Below are 20,796 nucleotides of genomic sequence, written 5' to 3' on the forward strand. Positions count from 1 at the left end.
AAATAATATGAATGATCTATTATGTTCTTCTTTATCTGGATCGAGTTTTAGATTCTCAAATATAACATCACTATGGACAGCAATAATTACACCATTTACTTCGGATAATAATGTAGATTATTTGACTCTGAAAATACTTTTAAAACATCAAAAACAAGCTAAAAATGGTGTTATTATATTTGGAAGTACAGGAGAAGGAAATTCTTTATCTTTAAATGAAAAATTATCTATTATAAAAATTACTTCTGAAGTTCAAGATTTACCTATTATTGTATGTATTCCTGGTATTAATATTATTGATAACGCAGAGTTAATAAATATATGTGAGAATTTTTCAAATATTTGCGGTTATTTATTAACAACACCAATTTATACTAAACCAGGAATTATAGGACAAACTAAGTGGTTTGAATTCATTATGAATATGACTCAAAAACCATGTATGTTATATAATATTCCAAGTAGATCTGGTGTTCCTCTTTATCATGATACTATTAAGAACTTAAAAGATCATCCTAGATTAGTTGCTATAAAAGATTCTGGTGGAAATCTAGATTTAATGAAAGAATATAATAATATTAATCCTAAAATTGAAATTTTTTGTGGAGATGATAGTTTATTATCTCAAGCAACAAAAATTACACAGATTTCTGGTTTAATCTCTGTAATAAGTAATATTTTACCATCTGAATTACATATTTATGTAAAATATTATTGTGAGTATATAAATAATGAATCTAAATCTTATGAATTTGATAATAAAGATAGAAAAAATAATAATATTGATTTTTCATTAGATTTTTTAACAAATATAGCTATAGAAATAGCGAATTCTGGTGTAAATCCTTTACCTATAAAATATTTAATGTACCGTCTTGGGCAAATAAAACATATGACAGTACGTTTACCACTTGATTTTTTAGATATAAATGAATCTATAATAAATCATTCTTTTGAATCAATAAAAAATAAAAATATACAAAATAAAAATATATCTTATTATAGTGATTCTAAATCAAGTATCGAACTAAAAAATGAAAATGAATCTACACAAAAATCTATAAAAATACATAATAACTCGGAATTAGATTCATATGTTAATTCTATCGATGATGATGTATTTTTAAAAATGCTCAATGAAGGCCAAATAAGATCTGCTGAATATAATATTGAAACTGATATTTGGAATGTAAATAAATTTGTTAAACAAAAAATTTTAGATATTTTTAGTAATCATAAATCTGAATGTTTAGATCAATTTAGTTCACAATATATAGGATTTGTTGATAAATTAATTTTATTACCACGTAAATTTACTGCTGAAGATAATATAAGGATGGTACCAGGTGGTAGTTCTATTCGAGAAGGTGTTTATATTGGAAAAAAATGTGTTATTATGCCACCATCTTATATTAATATAGGATCTTATATAGATGAAGAAACAGTAGTTGATAGTCATGTGCTTATAGGATCTTGTGCTCAAATAGGAAAAAGAGTTCATATAGGAGCAGGTGTAAAAATAGGTGGTGTTATTGATCCTGTAGGAAATTTACCAGTTATAATAGAAAATGATGTATTTATAGGAGCAGGATCTATCATTCTTGAAGGAATAATAATTAAGGAAAAAGCAGTGATTGCTCCAGGAGTGATATTATCTGGATCAACACCTATTTATGATATAACACAACTTAAAATATATAAAGGAATTATACCAAAAAATGCTCTTGTAGTTCCAGGATCTAGAAGTATAAATAGAAGCTCAACATCTCAAGATTGGATAAATAAGAATGGGTTACAAGCTAATTGCCCTATTATTATAAAATATCGTGATTCTAATACTGATATTGCTTTAGAAATTGAAAATATTATAAAATAATTTTTTTATAAAAAATCTTTATTATATGATAATTAAGATTTGGAAAAAATTAATAATATTTTTTTTTATTATATTTTTTTCTTTATATTTAAAATATATATCTACGTATTCTAATAATATCACTGAGACTACTAATCAAAATGAATCAATTATAAATAAAAAAATTAATCATCTCTTTGAAATCAATAAATCAAAAAATAATAAAGAAAAAACACATAATATAATTGAAGTTGATACATTAAATATTATAAATTCTATGATTTATAATAATAAAATTATTGCTGTTCCATTTTCAACTCCATTGCAGAATTCTCAAATAAATGAACTAAAATCTATACTTCCTTCTCTCAATAAAATATATAATAATTACGATTATAATAATTTAATTTCTAAAGATACGATTATTCACTCTCATAGTGAATCAGAAATATTAAGTTATATGCAGTTGCCAGAAATCAAATTTTTGTGGTCATTTCGTGGAGGATATGGGTCGGCTAGATTATTAAATAATAAAGATATTTTAAAAATTAAAAATTTTTCTTCTAAAAAAACTGATAATTTAGTAAATTTCAATAATAATAATAAAAAAGTTATAATTGGGTTTAGTGATGTGACATATATTATGATTGCTACTTATCAGTTATTTGGATGGCATAATATACATGGAGATTGTCTATATCAAATTGTCCAATCAGGTGAAGAAAAAAATCCTATGAATATAAAAAACATTGTAAATTTACTATCTGGAAAAGTTAAAAAAATATATATTCCAAAAATTATTCCAATAGGTAATATATCTACAAAAATGAAAGATAATCTTAATATATCTGGTAAAATGACAGGTGGAAACCTAGAAATTATCATTAGTACTATAGGTACACCATATGAAATAAAAACTGATAATCACATTTTGATGCTTGAAGATACAAATATAAATTCATACAGATTTGCTCGTAATCTAAACCATATGATTCAAGCAGGTAAATTTAATAATGTTTTAGCAGTTGTTTTTGGAACAGTGAATGATAAAAATAATCTGGATTCAAGTTGTTTTGAAAAAATCATTGATGAATTTGCAGAATGGGCTAACTTTCCTGTGTATAAAACTATAAGCTTTGGTCATGAATATAATAATTACCCATGGATTTATGGAGCTGATGCCATAATAGAAAAAGAACAAAATAGTAATATGCAGATTAAAGTTAATGTACCTAGTTTGTTTTTAAAATAAAATTATTTATTATTAATATAAATAAATAATCATAATTATATGCAAAAATAATGAATATTATTTTGAGTAATATTTATATAATAATGATTATTCTAATTTTTTTAATTAATAAAAGAACAAAATAGTAATATGCAGATTAAAGTTAATGTACCTAGTTTGTTTTTAAAATAAAATTATTTATTATTAATATAAATAAATAATCATAATTATATGCAAGAGTAATGAATATTATTTTGAATAATATTTATATAACAATGATTATTCTAATTTTTTTAATTAATAAAAGAAAAAAATAGTAATATGCAAATTTTATTTATCATTTAACTTTAAAGCATCACTTAATGCGCTACCAAAATTATTATTTTGAGCATTTTGATAATCTTCTTTCATTTTTTGTTCATTCTCTATATGAAGTTCTTTTATAGATAAATTAAATACTCTTTTATCGCTATCATATTTTACAACTTTTACATTTACTTTTTGTCCTATAGTAAAGTTCTGAGGTTTTTGTTCATTTCTACTATTTGATAATTCATAGCGATCAATATAAGCAGTTATTCCATTTTTTATTTCTACTTCAATTCCATCTCTTTTTACATCAGTTACTATTACTTCGACTGATTGTTTTTTCATCATTTCTTCGGCAAGTCCTAGTAAGTTATCTTCAGAGAGTCTTTTTATACTTCCAGTAATTCTTTCTCTTTGAGGATCAGCATTTATAATAACACATTCTATAATATCTCCTTTAGAATATTTACGTAATATTTCTTCTTGTAAAGTTTCGCTCCAATCAATTTCTTGAATAGGGATTAAAAGATTAAGAGAGAGCTCATCATTTATTTTATCAGCTTCTGAGACAAATATACCGAAATCGGATATATTACGTACAACAACACTAAGTCTGCTACCTTGAGGATGTTTTTCTATAAATTCTTCCCAAGCATTTTTCTGACAATGCTTGACACTAAGACTTATTCTATGTTTGCTGAGATCAAAATCTAATACCATTACATCGACTTCTTGACCTACACTAACAATTTTAGAAGGATGAACATTTCTTGCTGTCCAATGGAGTTCTGTATGATAAACTAATCCATCTACATTAGGCTCTAACATAACAAATGCTCCATAGTCTGTAATAGCAGTTATTTTACCTTTATGAATAGATCCAACAGAGTATTTTTTCGTAATTTCTTCCCAAGGATTTTTTGTCAATTGTTTTAAACCCAATGATATTCTTTGAGTTTCTTTATTATATTTTATAACCATGACTTTTATTTTTTGGCCAACAGTTAAAACTTCTGACGGATGGAATTTACGATCCCAATCAAGATCTCTTATATGAATAAGACCATCTATTGGTCCTAGGTCAACAAATGCACCATATCCTGTGATATTTTTTACAACTCCTTCTAAAATCATTCCTTCTTCTATAGTAGAAATGAGATCATCACGTGCTTCTTTACGTGACTCTTCCATGATAGCTCTACGAGATACAACTATATTTCCGTGAGTTTTATCCATTTTTAAGATCTTAAAGCTTTGAATAATTCCTCCGAGTGCTGATATATCTTTTATTGGGCGTATATCAACTTGGCTACCTGGTAAGAAAGATACAAGTCCTCCTAAGTCTACAGCAAAGCCACCTTTTACTCGTCCAATTATAATTCCATCTACGGTTTCGTTATTAGTATGTGCATTTTCAAAATAAAGCCAAATTTTTTCTTTAACAGCTCTTTCTCTACTCAGAACTATACAACCGTCACGTCCTTCAAGTTTATCCACATAAACATCTATAACATCACCAATCTTTATTTTATCTTTTTGGTTTGTAATAACAAATTCTGAAATAGGTATTCTACCTGCACTCTTAAAAGAGACGTCTACAATGACAGCATCATTATTTATATCAATAACTGTTCCCTTAACAAGGGTATTTTCTCTTACTTCTGATTGAAAATGTTCTTCAAGAAGTTTTATATAATCTTCTTGTAAATTTTGATCATTAGGTTCTAAATTTATTTCTTGGAGGTTACTAAAACTCATTTATTTGAGATATTATTATCTGTTAGTTGGTTAATTTTAGTTTGAATTATAGATTTTTTAATTACTATATAATATAAAAATGTATAATAAATTATTTTCTATACAGTAAAAATGTTATCATAAAATATTCAAACACTATATTTTAATATTAATACTACACAATATTCTTTATGGAAAGACAAAAAATATTATATATTTTTTATTTTACCAATTTTATTATTAATTTTCATGAATAAAAAAAATTTTTATAAATCTTATTCAATAGGTATTATTGGAGCAACAGGAAAAATGGGTAAAGAAATAATATCTGAGTTAAATATAAATTCTACTTATACTATATTAGATAAACAAATAATATTAACTTTAGGACCAAGTTATAGTAGTTCATCTAAATTTAATATAAAGGAAGTTTTTGAAAGTAATGATTGTATTATTGATTTTTCTAATAAATCACTTCTTAATTTAATATTAGATACAGTAGAAAATAACCCAAAACCACTTATTATAGGAACAACAGGATGGGATCCTAATGATTTTTCTGACAAATTGAAGAGATGTTCAAATCTTACTCCAATAATTATTGCCCCTAACACAAGTATTGGCTCTTTTGCACAAAAATTTATATCATTGCAATTAGCCTCAATTATCGGAGAATATTCAGATATAGATATACTAGAGAGACATCATAGAAATAAAAAAGATTCTCCATCTGGAACAGCATTAGAACTAAAAAGATCTTTAGAGGAAAAATTAAAATATAATAATAAAAATAGTAATAAATCATCTAATTTAATTCCAATATTAAGTTGTCGTAGTGGATCTATTGTAGGTGAGCATACCATAAACTTCACAACAGATAATGAAATGATAACAATTACTCATAGAGTTTTTGACCGTAAAGCATTTGTGCAAGGAGTAATAAAATCTGTTTTATGGTTATTATGTAAAGAGTTATATTTTCAAAATAATTTATCAGAAAATTGTATAGATGGTGTATCTATTTCTGCTACTCCAGGTTTATATACTATAGATAATGTGCTAGAACTATGAAATAATAGTTAATCAAAATTCTTAAAAATGGAGAAAAATATCATAATAGGTGCAAGATCTAGTAAATTAGCAATAAAACAGGCTGAAATAGTTATAAAATCCATGAGAGATGTGGGGTTTAGTGGAGATGTTTTTATCAAGCAAATAAAAACTTTAAGTGATATTATATCAGATAAACAACTTTGTGATATAGGAGGGAAGTCTTTATTTGTTAAAGAAATAGATGAGCAGATATTATCTGGAGATATAGATATGGCAGTTCATTCTTTAAAAGATATTCCAACAGAATATCATCCTGAATTGAAAATAAATTGTTTTTTACCAAGACATAATCCATCAGATATATTTTTAATAAAAAGTAATATATTTGAATTAATAAATGATAAAGATGTTAAAATAATGATAAATTATGAAAAAAATTATACTGATAATTTTTTTGAAATTAAAAATAGTTTTTTTTCTATAAAAGAAGAATTTTCAAAATATTGTTTAAATAAAATAGTAAAATTAATAAATTATTATAGACCTTATAAACCTTTTTCTTTAGGAACATGTTCTCCAAGAAGATCAGCATTATTATCTTATTTTCTTAAAGATACTAAATATATAATTTCTCCTATGAGAGGTAATATAGATAATAGAATTAATAAATTAATTGAAGGGAATCTCGATGCTATAATTCTAGCAAAGTGTGGATTAGAAAGAATCAGTGCTGCTTTAAATCTTAAAGATATTGTTCCAATAAAAATATCACCATGGGAATTTATACCATCAGCAGGACAAGGAACAATAGCAATTGTTACAAAAAAACATACAGAAATAGATAATTATTTATCAAATATATTGAAAAAAATTAATTGTGAAGAAACTTATTTAAGATCTATTGCAGAAAGGGCAACTTTACAAATTATTAACGGAGATTGCTATACACCTATTGGTTGTTATAGTGAATTTAATAATAAAGAGTATAATAAAAATATATTAAAAGAATCTAAAATTATGAAAATTAAAGGTTTTCTTTCAGATATTAACTATTCTGAAATTATTTTTGATGAAGTAAGTAATGTTGTTAATACAGTAGAAGATGCTTATAATTTAGGATCAGAATTAGGAAGAAAATTAAAAGAAAAAATAAAATATTTTAAGTATTAAAATTTTTCATCTGTAAATTCAATACATACTTTTTCTTGCATAATAGTTTTGTTATTTATCATATCAATTGATAATTTTTCACAATTTATTGTGATTTTATCAGATATAATTCTTGCTTTATTTATAGAAACAATTTTTTGTTTCATATCTAAAATACCATCATCACCATAAATAGTATATTGATAATTGTCTAAAGTAGTGACAACTGATGGATGCATAAATGATGCTTTTTTATCATATATCTTTGTATAAGGAGAACTAAATTTTATATGATTTATAAACTTTGAATTATTTTTCTCTGATCCAAATTCTAAACTTTGTAAATTAACTATAATAATTTCTGATTTTTCATTATATGTTATTTTATTAGATTTAATATTCCAAGTACCACTATCTGGAATGTTTATTTGAGAAACTAACTCATAAGCATGAATAGATTCTGATATATTAACTTTTTTACCATTATCTTTTTTATCATTAACTTTTTTATCATCAACTTTTTTATCATTAACTTTTTTACCATCAACTTTTTCATATGCTTTTTCATATGCATATAAAGGTTCATAAGTTTTGAAGTTGAAAAAAGATAAATATTGTTTATAATTTAGTAAGAATTTTGTATTATTAAAATAATAAATACAAAAAAAGAATAATATACTAATTATAATTAATTTTTTCTTATAAAGAATATTATATTTAATTTTATCACTATGAAAACACAATTTATAAAAATTATGAATGAAATTATTAATTATTTTATATTGATCTTAATTTATATCCTGCCATTCTAATTGTTTCTATGACATTCCCCTTTTCTGGACATGCATCTATTAAAGCTTTACGTAATCTAGTAATGTGAACATCAACTGTTCTATAGTCAACATTAGAATTCGGATCCCATATTTTTATAATAAAATCATCTCTTGAAAAAACCTTCTCTGGTGATTCCATAAGAAGTCGTAAAATTTGAAATTCAATAAATGATAATTTTATATTTTTTCCAGAACGTGATACTGAATATGATGAGAGATCCATTTCTATATCATTAAATACTAGTTTTTTATCTCCAAATGCAGGTCTTATTCTTCTAACAACTGCTCTTATACGAGCTAATAACTCTATTGAAGAAAATGGTTTAGTCATGTAATCATCTGCTCCACGTTCTAATCCTGTAACTTTATCAATACTATCTCCTTTAGAAGATATGATTATGATTGGAATATTTGATGTTTCTTTAATGTCTCTTAATTCAGTACATATATCAATTCCTGATTTTCTAGGTAACATCCAATCAAGAAGAATTAAATCAGGAGATTCTTTACAAGCAACTTCAACTGCACTACCACCATCACTTATAGATATAACTTTATAACCCTCTTTTTCAAGAATATAAGATATAATACTTGATATTGAATAATCATCTTCAACTAATAGTACTGTAAACTTCAGCGGTTTAGTTTTCATAAATTGATATATTAATTTAATTTTAAATATAATTCCTAAGAGTAAAATATACTCAATTAATCAGCATAGAAATTTATATTTTTTTTGCAACAAAAATTGCTACTAAACTAATTAATTTAATTGTTCGTTTAATTAACTTTAATAATTTATTTGTGTTTACATATTTATTGTGATTCTCTGCTATTTTCTTATGTTCTATCTCATTAAGACGAAATTGCTCAATTTTTTTTAAAAAATTTTTTAAAAAGCTATTTATAGTAGAAATAGAATCTAAATCTGATATATTTTTAATGCATTCTTGTATTTGTATAATTTGTTTTTGATAATGAATATCTATAACTTCTTCTACAGCCTCAGTACATGCCATAGCATAATATTCATTTATCATTGCAGTAATGAATCCTATAAAAAATCCACCAATTTTCCAAAAACATGACATTAAAGTTGGTCTTACTTTATAATTTATAATTTTTTCAGAAAAATAAAGAAAATGCTCAATTTCTTGTTCTAGCATTTCATATAGCTGATCAATAGTTTCCTCTGAAAAATTTTTTAATTTAGCTGCAAATATTTGACCACGGTATATTTGACATGCTCCCATTTCTCCTGCATGATTCACTCTAATAATAGATTTTAGATCTATATCTATATGAATATTATTAAAAAAAGAGTATTTTTTATCACCAGGGAGAAATTTCATTACAAAGTATCAATCAATTGATGTTCTAGGCTGTAAAAAAGAATATTTCTTTTTTAAAGATATATATAAAACAATTACAAGTCCAGGTACAGATAATAGTGTTGCTATTGTAAACAGTGTTTTCCACCCAAAGTATTTTACAATCCATCCTGACCATATTGAAAATGAACTTCTTCCCATAGTACTGATAGATGATAATAAAGCCATTTGAGTTACAGAATATATATTATTTTGACATATGTACATACGGAGTGTAAATAAAGCAGTTGTGCGGAATCCACCTGTAAAATGCTCTAAAAATATAAGGCCATATAAAGCAAATTTATTATATCCAATACCGTACATAATAACATATAGATAAGTAGCAATGGCATGTGTTAAACAACCATAAATCAGTGATTTTCCTAGACCTATCCGATTTATCATTCCTCCACTAAAAATGCAGCCAATTATTGTTGCAAATGTTCCAAAAATCTTAGATATTTCTGCTATTTCTATCTTTGAAAAACCTAAAGATGTATAAAAAACATTATGAAGATTTCCAACTAAATTATCACCAGCTTTGTAAATAAAGGTTAGTATAAAAATTGCAATCCATCCTTCTTTATTTTTTATTTCAGAAATAGGATCAATAATAGAACGCAAAATCCAAGCTTTAAATTTATATTTTTTATCTGATGAATTTATATAGTTTAAAACTATAGTTTGTCTTGATAAAAATGAATCTTTTAAAAGCATACTAAAAATCGATCCAAATATTAATAATATTCCTATACAAAAATAAGATGCTCCCCAACCATAACTACTAGATAAGTATAATGATGATACACTACTACAAAGCATTCCTAAGCGATAACCACTTGTTCTCATAGCTTCACCCATACTATATTCTAATGAGTTAAGGCGAGATAAATCATAGGCTAACATAATACTTTCTTGTGTAGCAGCAGATACACTGATAACAAAAACTAAAAATACTAAAAATTTTAAATTGTTTAAAGGATTTATTTGACTTAATAATATCATACTTATACCAATTATTAGTTGAGTCGAAATAAGCCAAAGTTTATGATTACTTATCTTTTTTTTACGATTGAATATATAATTCAATAAAGGTGGTGATTTATACTCAATAAATGGTACCCATAAAAACTTTAATGCATATGGAATAGATGATAATCCTGCAAAGCTAACTATTGAAATATCTAAATTTGACTGAGATAACCAAAAAGCAAGAATTGGACCACACATCAAAAGCGGTAATCCAGCGAAAAATCCCATAAGTCCGATAATAACTATATTACGTTTTATACATAGACTTAATGTTCCTCGAATAATAAAATCAATCATTTTCTGAATGTATTGTATAGAGGTCTAATTATATTTATTTAGCTTTTGCTACATTTATATAATAAATAACATATAATTAAAGATGATATTGCAAATATTCTTTGATAGCAAGAACCATTTCTACATACAAATGTATATAAAATTTACATAAAATATAACTATTTTAATTTTTAGAAATTATTTAAAATAAAATCAATAAATTTTCATATATATTTAAATTAATTTGAACTAATAAACATATAACATATTTTTTAATGTGGTAATAAAATGTAAAAATCAGCATATTCTCTCATACTTGATGCTCTTCTTTCAGCATTTTTCCCACTACCAAAAAATAAATCTATTCTATTTGATCCATTTATTGCACCACCTCTATCTTGAGCAATTAGAAGACGAGAATATTTACTATTAACTTTATGAACTGAATGTTTATGATTCATAATAGTATCAACCCATATAGGTGTCCCATAGCTATATATTGTATTATCTACAGCAGCAGATTGTTCTGTTGTTAGAGGTATACCTTGTGCCCCAATAAAACCATTATATTTTTGTTCTTTAAAAAAAATATAAGAAGGATCATGATTGATAATTTCTTGTGCAATATTTTTATGTTCATTTAGCCATTTTATTATCTCTGATGTGTTACCAATTTTAGTTTTTGGATAATATTTGATTATTTTTTCATTAATACATCTATAAGGAAAACCATTTCTTTTATGGTAAGATAAAATTATTGTATTTGAATTATCTTCATTTAAAACAATTTTTCCAGAACCTTGAACATGAAGAAAATACTTACGTGCTATATCATCAACATATATTATTTCTGATCCTTTTATAGCTCCATTTTCTATATCTTTTCTAGATATCTTTATTTTATTATTATCTGGAACTTTATATATTGGATATATAAAAGGTGATTTCATAGAACGCGATCCTTTTAATTCAATTGAAAAATACCCTGTAATAATTCCACGTTTTTTATTTTTATGTGTAATAAAATAAGGAGTAAAATTTTTCTCCCAAAATTCTTTTGCAATTTTATTTAATTTATATCTTTGATTTTGATTTAATTTATTATATTTCTTTATTTTTTCGATTTTATTAATATAATCCTCAGCAACATCACATAACTTTTGCCATTGATAGTTTTTTCCAAATTTTTTTATTTTTTTTGAAAAATTCAAAGATGGATCGCGAGCTTTTATAGGTTTACATGATAATGTAAAAACTTGAAGTGATTGATAGTGAGTATTACTTTTATTCCATCTATTAAGGTCATTAAAAGTAACTCTTTTGAGAGAAAAATCATCATTAATGTTGTTGTGATGAATTCGACTACATCCAGATATAATTAACGTATGTAATATAATTAAAAAAAGATTTAATAATATCTTTTGATATATACAATAATCTACAAATTTTTTATAAAAAAAATTATTAATTAAGTTAAAAAAGAGATAATAAATAGTTTTTATATTAAATATTTTTTGTCCTGTGAATAACATCAGGATATAGAAAGTATATTGTTTATTTAAAAATTTTTACATTTTATATTATTAATTATATTTCGTAAAATATTTTTTTTACAATAATTCTTTAATTTCTGAAAATAAAAATTATATAGGAAACCCTATTAATTTAAAAATATTAAATTATATAGGAAATCCATCGAGAAAATTCCATAATAATTTTGCTCCTTCAATTGCGCCATTACGAGCAAAATTTTTATTATCTTTATCAAGTTTATTTATCAAACCGACAAGCTCTTCTGTATGCCATACATCTACTTTTTCATGTACATAAAAAAATTCAAGAGTGCTTGGATCAGTAATATTATAATGATTTTTTAATGCTTCAATTTTAGATTTTGATACAGATGGCGTTTGTCTTTCATAGGCATAAAGAGCCCCCAATCCAGTAGAATATCCAGATTTTGTCAAATCAAAAAAACCATCAATTAATTTTAATGTAGATTCAAGTTCTGGAGATGAATCTAATTCGGTTGAGGGGGATATACCATAAATAAAACGTTTCCATAGTTCTGGATGATTATTATCACCTCTTTCCTCATCAATTAAATTTTCTAACAAAACTTGTCTACTCTCCATATCACAACATTGAGAATGAATTTGACTAATTAATCTAGCAAATACATATATATGATGAAAACGCTCTTTTGCATACAATATCAATGTTTCTTTAGGTAATTTTCCATGATTAAATGCATTATAAAAAGGATGTTTAAGTAAAAACCAATTTTCTAGTTCATTATTTAAATCATTTATAAAATTCATAGAGTATTAATAAATAAGTAATAGAATTTACATAAATTTTTTATATTTGCTAAATATAAATAACCGTTGTAGGACTATGATACTTATAAAAATAATAGTCAAGTTAATAAATATGTATATTTATTATATATTTTATTTCCTTGGATTATGTGTATCCATTTGTTCAAAAAAATCCATATTATCTTTTGTAATTTTTAATTTTGCAAATATAAATTCCAATGCTTCTATTGTGCTCATATTACTTGCTATGCGTCTTAGGACCCATATCTTGTTTAATATATCTTTATTAACTAATAAATCTTCCCTTCTAGTACCAGATTTAATAATATCAATTGCTGGGAAGATTCTTTTATCTGATATTTTTCTATCAAGAATTAATTCAGAATTTCCAGTTCCTTTAAATTCTTCAAATATTACTTCATCCATACGAGAGCCTGTTTCAACAAGTGCTGTTGCAATAATAGTAAGTGATCCACCTTCTTCAATATTACGTGCTGCTCCAAAAAATCTTTTAGGTTTTTGTAATGCATTAGAATCAACACCACCACTTAAAATTTTACCTGAAGAAGGTGCTACATCATTGTATGCTCTAGCTAATCTGGTAATAGAATCTAAAATAATTACAACATCCTTTTGATTTTCAACTAAACGTTTAGCTTTTTCAATAACTATTTCTGCAAGTTGAGTATGTCTCTGAGATGGATCATCGAAAGTAGAACTGACAACTTCTCCTTTAACTGATCTTATCATATCAGTGACTTCTTCTGGACGCTCACCTATTAAAAGAACTATTAAATACGCATCAGGATAATTGGCTGTAATAGCATGTGCCATGCTATGAATAAGAAATGTTTTACCAGTACGTGGTGGAGCAACAACTAAAGCTCTTTGACCCAATCCTATTGGGGCAATAATATCAATTAATCTTCCATTTATATTATTTTTTAAAAGAGTATTTTCAAGAACTATTTGATGTTTTGGAAAAAGTGGAGTTAAATCATCAAAATTGCGTCTAAATCTAAAATCACCAACATTTGAATGATTAACACTCCTTATACGACTAAGTGAAAAATACCTTTCTCCTTTATAAGGTGATTTAATTGAGCATTCAATAAAATCACCCATTCTTAGTCCATTTTTATTAATAAAGCCCTGTGGTACATAAATATCGGAAGGACCAGCACAGTAATTAAATTCTTTATATCGCAAAAATCCATAACCATCTTGTATTATATCAAGAATTCCAGAACTAGTAATATTGCATCCATATTCATAAAGCCGACACATTATTGTAAAAATTAAGTCCTGTTTATACATTGTATCAGGATGAGATATATTTAGTTCTATTGCGAATTTATATAATTCTTCTACTGTTTTTTTCTTTATTTCATGAATTGAATAACTTTCCATTGATTTTATGTCTTTAATACAAGAAGAAATTTTTTCTTCTGAATTAAGATCTATATTGACTATTTTTCCATTATCAGAATTTTTATAAGATCTGGAAGAAAAATCATGTACTTTTAATCTTATACTATCTTTTTTCAAATTTTTTTTAATACTTTTATAGTTATATTGATATTGTTTTTCATCTAAATTTTCTATTTGTTTCATGTCTTGTCCTTTTCTAACTATATTCTGTTCTGAATTTTGAGTGGACATATAATTTTTATTTGATTGATTTTTATAAAATATTTATTATTTAAAATATTAAACTAAACTCTTTTTTTAGAAAAAAATATTAAAAATAAAGATATTTATCATAGAATTTTAATTCTATCTTTAAAAAATATATCTAGTTAAGTATTGAGTCTAGTTGAGTAAAAAAATGATTTAAACGTATATATATTTACAATCTTTAAATATTAAAAAATTGTTCAAAGATGATGTGCTTTAGTTTAAATATTTTGAAATTTTTTATAAATTAATATTATTAATATATTTTATTGTATAAAATATTAAGAATATAAAAAAAAAGAGTAAAGCTAACTGCGACAGTCATTTTTAATGCTACAGTTATTTTAAGATATTTGTCAAATACTTTTATTTAGTATTAAAAATAGAATAATTTTTTAATAAAATTTCAATAAAAAATCTAATTTATTTTAGTTGATATTAAATAGGATAATAAATAAAGCTATTAAATGTAAATTAAATTTATGTAAATATTAATATTTATACATACTACCATGGATAATAGTTTTTATTTCATTTTCATCATTTTGTATCATTAATCTACCGTAATCATCAATACCAATAAAAATTCCAGATTCTTTATATAATTCATTTGTAATAAAAATTTTTTCACCAAGAAAAAGAGCTCTTTTTAGCCAAGATTTTTTTATTTTTATAAATCCATTTCTTAATAATATTTTATATTGTTTAAACCATTCATGAATAATATAGTAAGCTAAATTAATTGGATCAATATTGATGCCAAATTGAGCAAGAAAAGAAGCATGTGTTAATTTTTCAGTAATTTTATTATTATGTTTATTTATGCTTATTATTGGCATACCTTTAATATTTATTCCTATACTAACTAAGAGCCATGTATCTATAATATCTATGCTATTTACAACTTCATGTAATACACCTCCTAACTTTAAGTTACCTAAAAATATATCATTAACCCATTTATAGTAAAGATTATTTGAGATATGCAATACATTTTCTATATTATTATTTATATTTAGTTTATTTAATATAAATTTGTAATTTTGGCAAAAATCAATGGATTCTTGAGAATTATTAATCTTTTCAATAAGTATTAAAGATTCTCCTATTGAAACACATGTCATATAAGATAATTGCCATAAATACTTATTAAAATCCTGAATAATAGATTCTTTTTCGTTAAATAAAATATTTTCGTTTTTATTATTATTTTTATTTATTTTTTGAGATGTTAAATTTATTAGCAAAGTCATAGATAATTGACTATCTTCAGAATTATACCATTTTCTATTATATTGTCCTATTCCATCACTTTGTTTAAGAGCTATTAAACAAAGTCCAGATTTACCTTCATTGTTCATTATGATTGATTTAGCTTTTTTATGTGTGCTAGATATTTCTTTATATAAAAAAACAGTCACATCTGGTAAAAACTTATTTAATAAAATTTGATACTCCATAATTTTTTAATATTTGTAATTTATTAGTATTTATAAAATTTAAATGAATAATCACTCCATAATAAAAAAAACTAGTTCTTCTGAAAATATAAGAAATAAAATTTCTCTTGTAAAAGTATCTACTTTTATCATTATTATTATAATATTATATTTTTTTTGGCAAAAATTTTATTATTTCAATGATAATCATAATATAAATGAATCTTATAATCATAAAGCTGATTTATTAATCAAAGACAATGATTCGAAAAACAAAATGAATGGTATTTCTCATAATCCTTTTATAAAAAATAAATTATCTCAAGAAGATTTACAAAAGCAAATAAATCCTAATAAAGAAATACCTCCAATATCGGATATTGAAAACAAACCTCAAAAAAAAGCAATGCTTTCATTTGTTATTATTGATGCTGGAATGTCTAAAAATGAAAACAAATTACTGTTTACATTGCCAAATCACGTAACATTAGGTTTTAATCCATATGCCAGTGAATTGAGAAATTTACTTATAAATGCAAGTAATTCCGGTTATCAAACAATAATTTGGTTACCGGTTAGTACATTAAATCAAAAAAATAACAATACTGGTAATTTATCACTAAAAAAAAATTCTAGTAATGAAGAAAATCTTCAAAAATTAAGGAAAATTCTTACTTTGAGCAAAGGAGTAAGTGGAGTTTACTTGGCAAAAGATCAAGATATAACAAACACTGATATTTTTGAAACAGTCATTATGCAAGAGTTAACAAAATCTAACATCTATCTCGCATATTGGATAATAACAAAATATAGGAATTTTCATGATGTCAATGATGTCAATGATGATTTAATTATAAAAAGTGATAACTCAAATAAAACAAATAAAATAATGTTTGATTTTATTCTTGATTCTGAGTTAGAACCACAAAAAACTCTTGAAAATATTAATAATATAGTAGCACAAAGTACTAATCTTGGCAAACCTTTAATAGGTGTTATTAGAAGCTATCCTATGAGTATAAAAGTATTACGAGAATGGCTTAAATATAATAAATATAATAATAATATTAAATTTTATAATTTGAGTTCAATTATGGATTTAAGAAATGAAAAAAACAATAACAAATAAAAAAGAAAATTTGATAGAATTTATAGCAAATGAAGAATGGAGTCGCATTGATAAATTTTTGGCTCATCATATGAATAAGTACTCAAGATCTTCTATACAAGAAGCAATCAAGAATGGATATGTAACTAATAATCAAAAAGTTGTTAATAAAAATAATGTTAATATTTCTAAAGGAGATATTATAACTATTTTTTGTAATTTTAGTGATGATAATAATATATTTAAAGAAAAAAATAACAATTTTATTGTTATTCCAAATTATAATATACCAATTCGAATTGTTTTCGAAGATCAATATATAATTGTAATTAATAAACAACCAAACTTGACAATACATTCAGGTGCAGGGACTAAAGATGATACGCTCGTTAATGCTTTAGTTGCTCGTTATGGAACAAATTTATCTTATTCTAATACAATAAGACCTGGAATATTTCATAGGTTAGATCGTGATACTTCTGGTTTGATGATCATTGCAAAAAATGATCATGTACATCAAATTATGGTAAATCAATTGAAAGAAAGAAGAATATCAAGATTGTATATAGCTATTGTTTATGGAAATTTATTAAAGAAAAATGGAACTATAGAAACTCTTATATCAAGAGATTCTTCTAATAGAAAAAGAATGAGAGTATCTCAAATATCAGGACGTAATGCTATTACACATTATAAAGTTAAAGCTGAAAAAGAAGGAATTAGTATAATAGAGTGTCGTCTTGAAACAGGAAGAACCCATCAAATTAGAGTTCATATGGATTGGATTGGTCATCCGATTATAGGAGACAAAATATATTTTCATAAAGTTCTTATTTCTACTAATAATAGAATTAATAATCTAATATCTGATATTAAAAGACAAGCATTACATTCATATAAAATAGAATTTTATCATCCTATTTCTGGACATTTTTATCAATATATATCTTCTTTGGAAGAAGATATTATTGATCTTTATGAAGAAATTAGTAAATAACAATTAATATTGTATGTATATAAACAAATAATTTGTAAATATTTATTATTTATATTATTTAATATTAATAGGTTTTATATTCATTCATTACTATAAACTATAAAATACTAATAATGTGTTTAAGACTGTGCAATTTAAGTGTATAAACTTAATAAGTGTATAAACTTAACTATAAGTGTGATAAACAATGGATACTGTTTTAGCTTCTGATCACAGAGGATTGAAATTAAAAAACTTTCTAATAAAAAAAATACAATCTGAAATTATTGAAGATAGTTATAATAAAATTATAGATTTAGGTCCATTTAGTGATGATTACCCATCCGATTACCCAGACTATGCATTTTTAATGGCAGAAAAAATAAAACAAATACAAAATAATAAGTATCCTCATTTTGGTATATTAATATGTGCTAGTGGTATAGGAATGAGTATATCAGCTAATAGATTTCCATGGATTAGGGCTGCTTTATGTAGGAACAAAAAAGATGTTATTTTAGCTAGATCTCATAATAATGCCAATATTTTAGTATTGGGATCTAATTTTATACAAGATGAAACAGCTTTTTCGATGTATAAGTTATTTTATAAAACAGAATTTATATACAATAAAAAATACTATAATAGAGTGAAAAAAATGACCTATTAGAATTTAAATTAATAATCGCAAAATTTAATATAAAACTTATGATAGAATACAGCAATATTGAGAATCAATATAGTAAAATAGATAAAGAATTAGATAATTTTATAAATAAATTCGAGAATTCAGATGATAAAATTCAACTAATAACTGAAACTCATATGAATTTCAATTTAATAGCAATTGATATATGTAAAGAACTAAAATCAAGAATAAATGATGAAAATATATTTCATTTAAAAATATTTATTCCATTATTAGATTTTTTTATAGGTGCTAAACTTATAATTAATAAAGATAATCAAGATAATCAAGATATCATTCAAAAGATGTCTTCAACAGTAAAATCTCTAAAACAACAAGAATGTTCAACTAATTTTCCTACATTAAGATTGTCTTTATTAGTTTTAATTAATAGTTGTGATATTTTTCTCTCAGAAAAAGCTAATCTATCATTACTAAAAATAAATTCTACTATTTTAAATATTATTAATGGAGAGATTAAATCTCCTATTTGTATTAATTATTTTCTAAATTTGATAATTGTAAATTGTACTTTTGATAGTAGAAGTTTATCAAATGATTATATTTTTAAAATAAAAGCAATAGATAGTAATGTATTTTCACCAAGAATAGATTTTTTTATATCATTTTTACGTATAATTGAAAATATATGTATTTTTGAAAAAAATTATATATATAACAGCTCTTATAAATTTTTACATAATGATAATACTAAAGTTATATATCATTTAATGTATATACATGATCAAATAAAAAAACATTTAAATATTTCAGAAGATTTGAAATATGATAATATTATAGATAATATAATAAATTTTTTACAAAATATAAAAGAAGATATTGAAAATAATAGGAGTTTAAGTGATTTACATATTCTAGTGATGAAATATTTAATGGGGCATGTTTTCTTTGATCAAATTATAAATACTGTTTGCGATTATCATTCTATCTTATTTATAATATTAGAGTTTCAAAAATTGGATAATCCATCGATAGCAAATTTTCAATTATTAGAGACTCATATAAGTAATTTATGCAATTTTGTAAATGATAATGATCTATTTTTTGCAAACAAAAGATTATTTTTTGTTAATGGATTTCTAGCAATAAAAGATTTTTCAAAAAAATTAGATAAAGATTGTAATGAATATTCTGAAAAAATAAATATTATAAATAATATTCAAAATAAAATTCTAGGAATAATTTTTGATAAAAATTTTAGCACAAAATCTTCTAAAAAAAATCATGGTACTGATAAATTAAATATGAAGTTTGTCAAAATTTTTGTATTTTATAGTATATTTAAAGATAAAGTCTCTGTATTATTAAACAAAATGGTTAAAAATTCATATAATATTATTAAACAAATACCTTCATATTTTTATAAAACTGTGAATTTTACAATAAATATTTTTAAGGATTTATGCATTGATTTAAAATCTTTTTTAATAAAGAAATTTGATCGCCTTTCTGATAAAAATTCACATGAAATATCATAATATCTCTTTATTTATATTATAATATTAAAATCATAAAGAATTTTAATATCCTGAAAAATAAGAAAAATATAATGTAAAAAGTTTTTTATTTATGATAAAACGACTTGACAAATAAATTTTTGTCATTTTGTATTTATCTTTTATCTATAAAAAATAATCTTTTATTTTATAGATTTTTTTCTATATATTAAAAACATTCTATAAATGTTACAATTTTTTAGAAAATTGAATTTGTTTTTT

The 20,796-nt window shown here is 23.6% G+C and carries 17 protein-coding genes; 8 read left to right on the forward strand and 9 right to left on the reverse strand.

Features of this window, described 5'->3' with window-relative positions:
- Positions 1–7: 7 nt before the first annotated feature.
- Together Lyticum_RS01555 and Lyticum_RS01560 are read left to right on the forward strand one after the other, a co-directional pair.
- Positions 8–1,876 (forward strand): 2,3,4,5-tetrahydropyridine-2,6-dicarboxylate N-succinyltransferase, encoded by a 1,869-nt coding sequence (locus Lyticum_RS01555; protein WP_322498570.1) that lies wholly within the window; start codon positions 8–10, stop codon positions 1,874–1,876.
- A gap of 25 nt (positions 1,877–1,901) precedes the next feature.
- Positions 1,902–3,107, forward strand: a complete 1,206-nt coding sequence (locus tag Lyticum_RS01560) for an LD-carboxypeptidase (protein ID WP_322498571.1) — start codon at positions 1,902–1,904, stop codon at positions 3,105–3,107.
- Between the two features lie 309 nt (positions 3,108–3,416).
- On the opposite strand, the gene Lyticum_RS01565 is transcribed toward Lyticum_RS01560, so the two are convergent.
- Positions 3,417–5,153: a 30S ribosomal protein S1 gene (locus tag Lyticum_RS01565; protein WP_322498572.1), complete on the reverse strand. Its 1,737-nt coding sequence runs from the start codon at positions 5,151–5,153 to the stop codon at positions 3,417–3,419.
- Positions 5,154–5,381: 228 nt separating this feature from the next.
- Between Lyticum_RS01565 and dapB the strand changes: the two genes are divergently transcribed.
- Both dapB and Lyticum_RS01575 read left to right on the forward strand, forming a co-directional pair.
- Positions 5,382–6,203, forward strand: a complete 822-nt coding sequence (dapB, locus tag Lyticum_RS01570) for a 4-hydroxy-tetrahydrodipicolinate reductase (protein WP_322498573.1) — start codon at positions 5,382–5,384, stop codon at positions 6,201–6,203.
- Positions 6,204–6,230: 27 nt separating this feature from the next.
- The gene (locus tag Lyticum_RS01575) at positions 6,231–7,355 is read left to right on the forward strand and encodes a hydroxymethylbilane synthase (protein ID WP_322498574.1); all 1,125 of its coding nucleotides are present in this window, start codon (positions 6,231–6,233) and stop codon (positions 7,353–7,355) included.
- Here the strand turns inward: Lyticum_RS01575 and Lyticum_RS01580 are convergent.
- The 8 genes from Lyticum_RS01580 to Lyticum_RS01615 form a co-directional block, all read right to left on the reverse strand.
- On the reverse strand, positions 7,352–8,077 hold the full coding sequence (locus tag Lyticum_RS01580; protein ID WP_322498575.1) for a hypothetical protein: 726 nt from the start codon (positions 8,075–8,077) through the stop codon (positions 7,352–7,354). The genes Lyticum_RS01575 and Lyticum_RS01580 overlap by 4 nt on opposite strands.
- A 34-nt stretch (positions 8,078–8,111) precedes the next feature.
- Complete coding sequence (locus Lyticum_RS01585; RefSeq protein ID WP_322498576.1) at positions 8,112–8,819, reverse strand: response regulator; 708 nt, start codon at positions 8,817–8,819, stop codon at positions 8,112–8,114.
- 73 nt (positions 8,820–8,892) lie between these two features.
- Positions 8,893–9,519 (reverse strand): demethoxyubiquinone hydroxylase family protein, encoded by a 627-nt coding sequence (locus Lyticum_RS01590; protein ID WP_322498577.1) that lies wholly within the window; start codon positions 9,517–9,519, stop codon positions 8,893–8,895.
- A gap of 9 nt (positions 9,520–9,528) precedes the next feature.
- Positions 9,529–10,869 carry an MFS transporter gene (locus Lyticum_RS01595; protein WP_322498578.1) on the reverse strand — a complete coding sequence of 447 codons (1,341 nt, stop codon included), beginning with the start codon at positions 10,867–10,869 and terminating at the stop codon, positions 9,529–9,531.
- A gap of 251 nt (positions 10,870–11,120) precedes the next feature.
- Complete coding sequence (locus tag Lyticum_RS01600; RefSeq protein WP_322498579.1) at positions 11,121–12,380, reverse strand: MltA domain-containing protein; 1,260 nt, start codon at positions 12,378–12,380, stop codon at positions 11,121–11,123.
- A 147-nt stretch (positions 12,381–12,527) separates the two neighbouring features.
- Positions 12,528–13,169, reverse strand: a complete 642-nt coding sequence (locus Lyticum_RS01605) for a CADD family putative folate metabolism protein (protein ID WP_322498580.1) — start codon at positions 13,167–13,169, stop codon at positions 12,528–12,530.
- Between the two features lie 132 nt (positions 13,170–13,301).
- The gene (gene rho, locus Lyticum_RS01610; protein WP_322498648.1) at positions 13,302–14,579 is read right to left on the reverse strand and encodes a transcription termination factor Rho; all 1,278 of its coding nucleotides are present in this window, start codon (positions 14,577–14,579) and stop codon (positions 13,302–13,304) included.
- Positions 14,580–15,337: 758 nt separating this feature from the next.
- A complete protein-coding gene (locus tag Lyticum_RS01615) occupies positions 15,338–16,306 on the reverse strand; it encodes a biotin--[acetyl-CoA-carboxylase] ligase (RefSeq protein WP_322498581.1) in 969 nt (322 codons plus the stop codon).
- Positions 16,307–16,349: 43 nt separating this feature from the next.
- On the opposite strand from Lyticum_RS01615, the gene Lyticum_RS01620 reads away from it, so the two are divergent.
- The 4 genes from Lyticum_RS01620 to Lyticum_RS01635 all read left to right on the forward strand — a co-directional run bounded on the left by Lyticum_RS01620 (position 16,350) and on the right by Lyticum_RS01635 (position 20,556).
- Positions 16,350–17,414, forward strand: a complete 1,065-nt coding sequence (locus Lyticum_RS01620) for a divergent polysaccharide deacetylase family protein (RefSeq protein WP_322498582.1) — start codon at positions 16,350–16,352, stop codon at positions 17,412–17,414.
- Positions 17,392–18,390 (forward strand): RluA family pseudouridine synthase, encoded by a 999-nt coding sequence (locus Lyticum_RS01625; protein ID WP_322498583.1) that lies wholly within the window; start codon positions 17,392–17,394, stop codon positions 18,388–18,390. The genes Lyticum_RS01620 and Lyticum_RS01625 overlap by 23 nt, the downstream gene beginning before the upstream one ends.
- Positions 18,391–18,577: 187 nt before the next feature.
- Positions 18,578–19,039 carry an RpiB/LacA/LacB family sugar-phosphate isomerase gene (locus Lyticum_RS01630; protein WP_322498584.1) on the forward strand — a complete coding sequence of 154 codons (462 nt, stop codon included), beginning with the start codon at positions 18,578–18,580 and terminating at the stop codon, positions 19,037–19,039.
- A gap of 38 nt (positions 19,040–19,077) precedes the next feature.
- Positions 19,078–20,556 carry a hypothetical protein gene (locus tag Lyticum_RS01635; protein WP_322498585.1) on the forward strand — a complete coding sequence of 493 codons (1,479 nt, stop codon included), beginning with the start codon at positions 19,078–19,080 and terminating at the stop codon, positions 20,554–20,556.
- Positions 20,557–20,796 lie beyond the last annotated feature (240 nt).

The sequence above is a fragment of the Lyticum sinuosum genome, assembly GCF_034471385.1.
In the GTDB taxonomy this organism is placed as follows: Bacteria; Pseudomonadota; Alphaproteobacteria; order Rickettsiales; family Midichloriaceae; genus Lyticum; species Lyticum sinuosum.

Bases quoted from the DNA above. Each gene is read 5' to 3' on its own strand.
- Lyticum_RS01600 (WP_322498579.1), bottom strand. From the start codon at position 12,380: ATGTTATTCACAGGACAAAAAATATTTAATATAAAAACTATTTATTAT.
- Lyticum_RS01625 (WP_322498583.1), top strand. From the start codon at position 17,392: ATGAAAAAAACAATAACAAATAAAAAAGAAAATTTGATAGAATTTATA.
- Lyticum_RS01565 (WP_322498572.1), bottom strand. From the start codon at position 5,153: ATGAGTTTTAGTAACCTCCAAGAAATAAATTTAGAACCTAATGATCAA.
- dapB (WP_322498573.1), top strand. From the start codon at position 5,382: ATGAATAAAAAAAATTTTTATAAATCTTATTCAATAGGTATTATTGGA.
- Lyticum_RS01560 (WP_322498571.1), top strand. From the start codon at position 1,902: ATGATAATTAAGATTTGGAAAAAATTAATAATATTTTTTTTTATTATA.
- rho (WP_322498648.1), bottom strand. From the start codon at position 14,579: ATGGAAAGTTATTCAATTCATGAAATAAAGAAAAAAACAGTAGAAGAA.
- Lyticum_RS01595 (WP_322498578.1), bottom strand. From the start codon at position 10,869: ATGATTGATTTTATTATTCGAGGAACATTAAGTCTATGTATAAAACGT.
- Lyticum_RS01590 (WP_322498577.1), bottom strand. From the start codon at position 9,519: ATGAAATTTCTCCCTGGTGATAAAAAATACTCTTTTTTTAATAATATT.
- Lyticum_RS01555 (WP_322498570.1), top strand. From the start codon at position 8: ATGAATGATCTATTATGTTCTTCTTTATCTGGATCGAGTTTTAGATTC.
- Lyticum_RS01575 (WP_322498574.1), top strand. From the start codon at position 6,231: ATGGAGAAAAATATCATAATAGGTGCAAGATCTAGTAAATTAGCAATA.
- Lyticum_RS01605 (WP_322498580.1), bottom strand. From the start codon at position 13,169: ATGAATTTTATAAATGATTTAAATAATGAACTAGAAAATTGGTTTTTA.
- Lyticum_RS01635 (WP_322498585.1), top strand. From the start codon at position 19,078: ATGATAGAATACAGCAATATTGAGAATCAATATAGTAAAATAGATAAA.
- Lyticum_RS01615 (WP_322498581.1), bottom strand. From the start codon at position 16,306: ATGGAGTATCAAATTTTATTAAATAAGTTTTTACCAGATGTGACTGTT.
- Lyticum_RS01620 (WP_322498582.1), top strand. From the start codon at position 16,350: ATGAATAATCACTCCATAATAAAAAAAACTAGTTCTTCTGAAAATATA.
- Lyticum_RS01630 (WP_322498584.1), top strand. From the start codon at position 18,578: ATGGATACTGTTTTAGCTTCTGATCACAGAGGATTGAAATTAAAAAAC.
- Lyticum_RS01585 (WP_322498576.1), bottom strand. From the start codon at position 8,819: ATGAAAACTAAACCGCTGAAGTTTACAGTACTATTAGTTGAAGATGAT.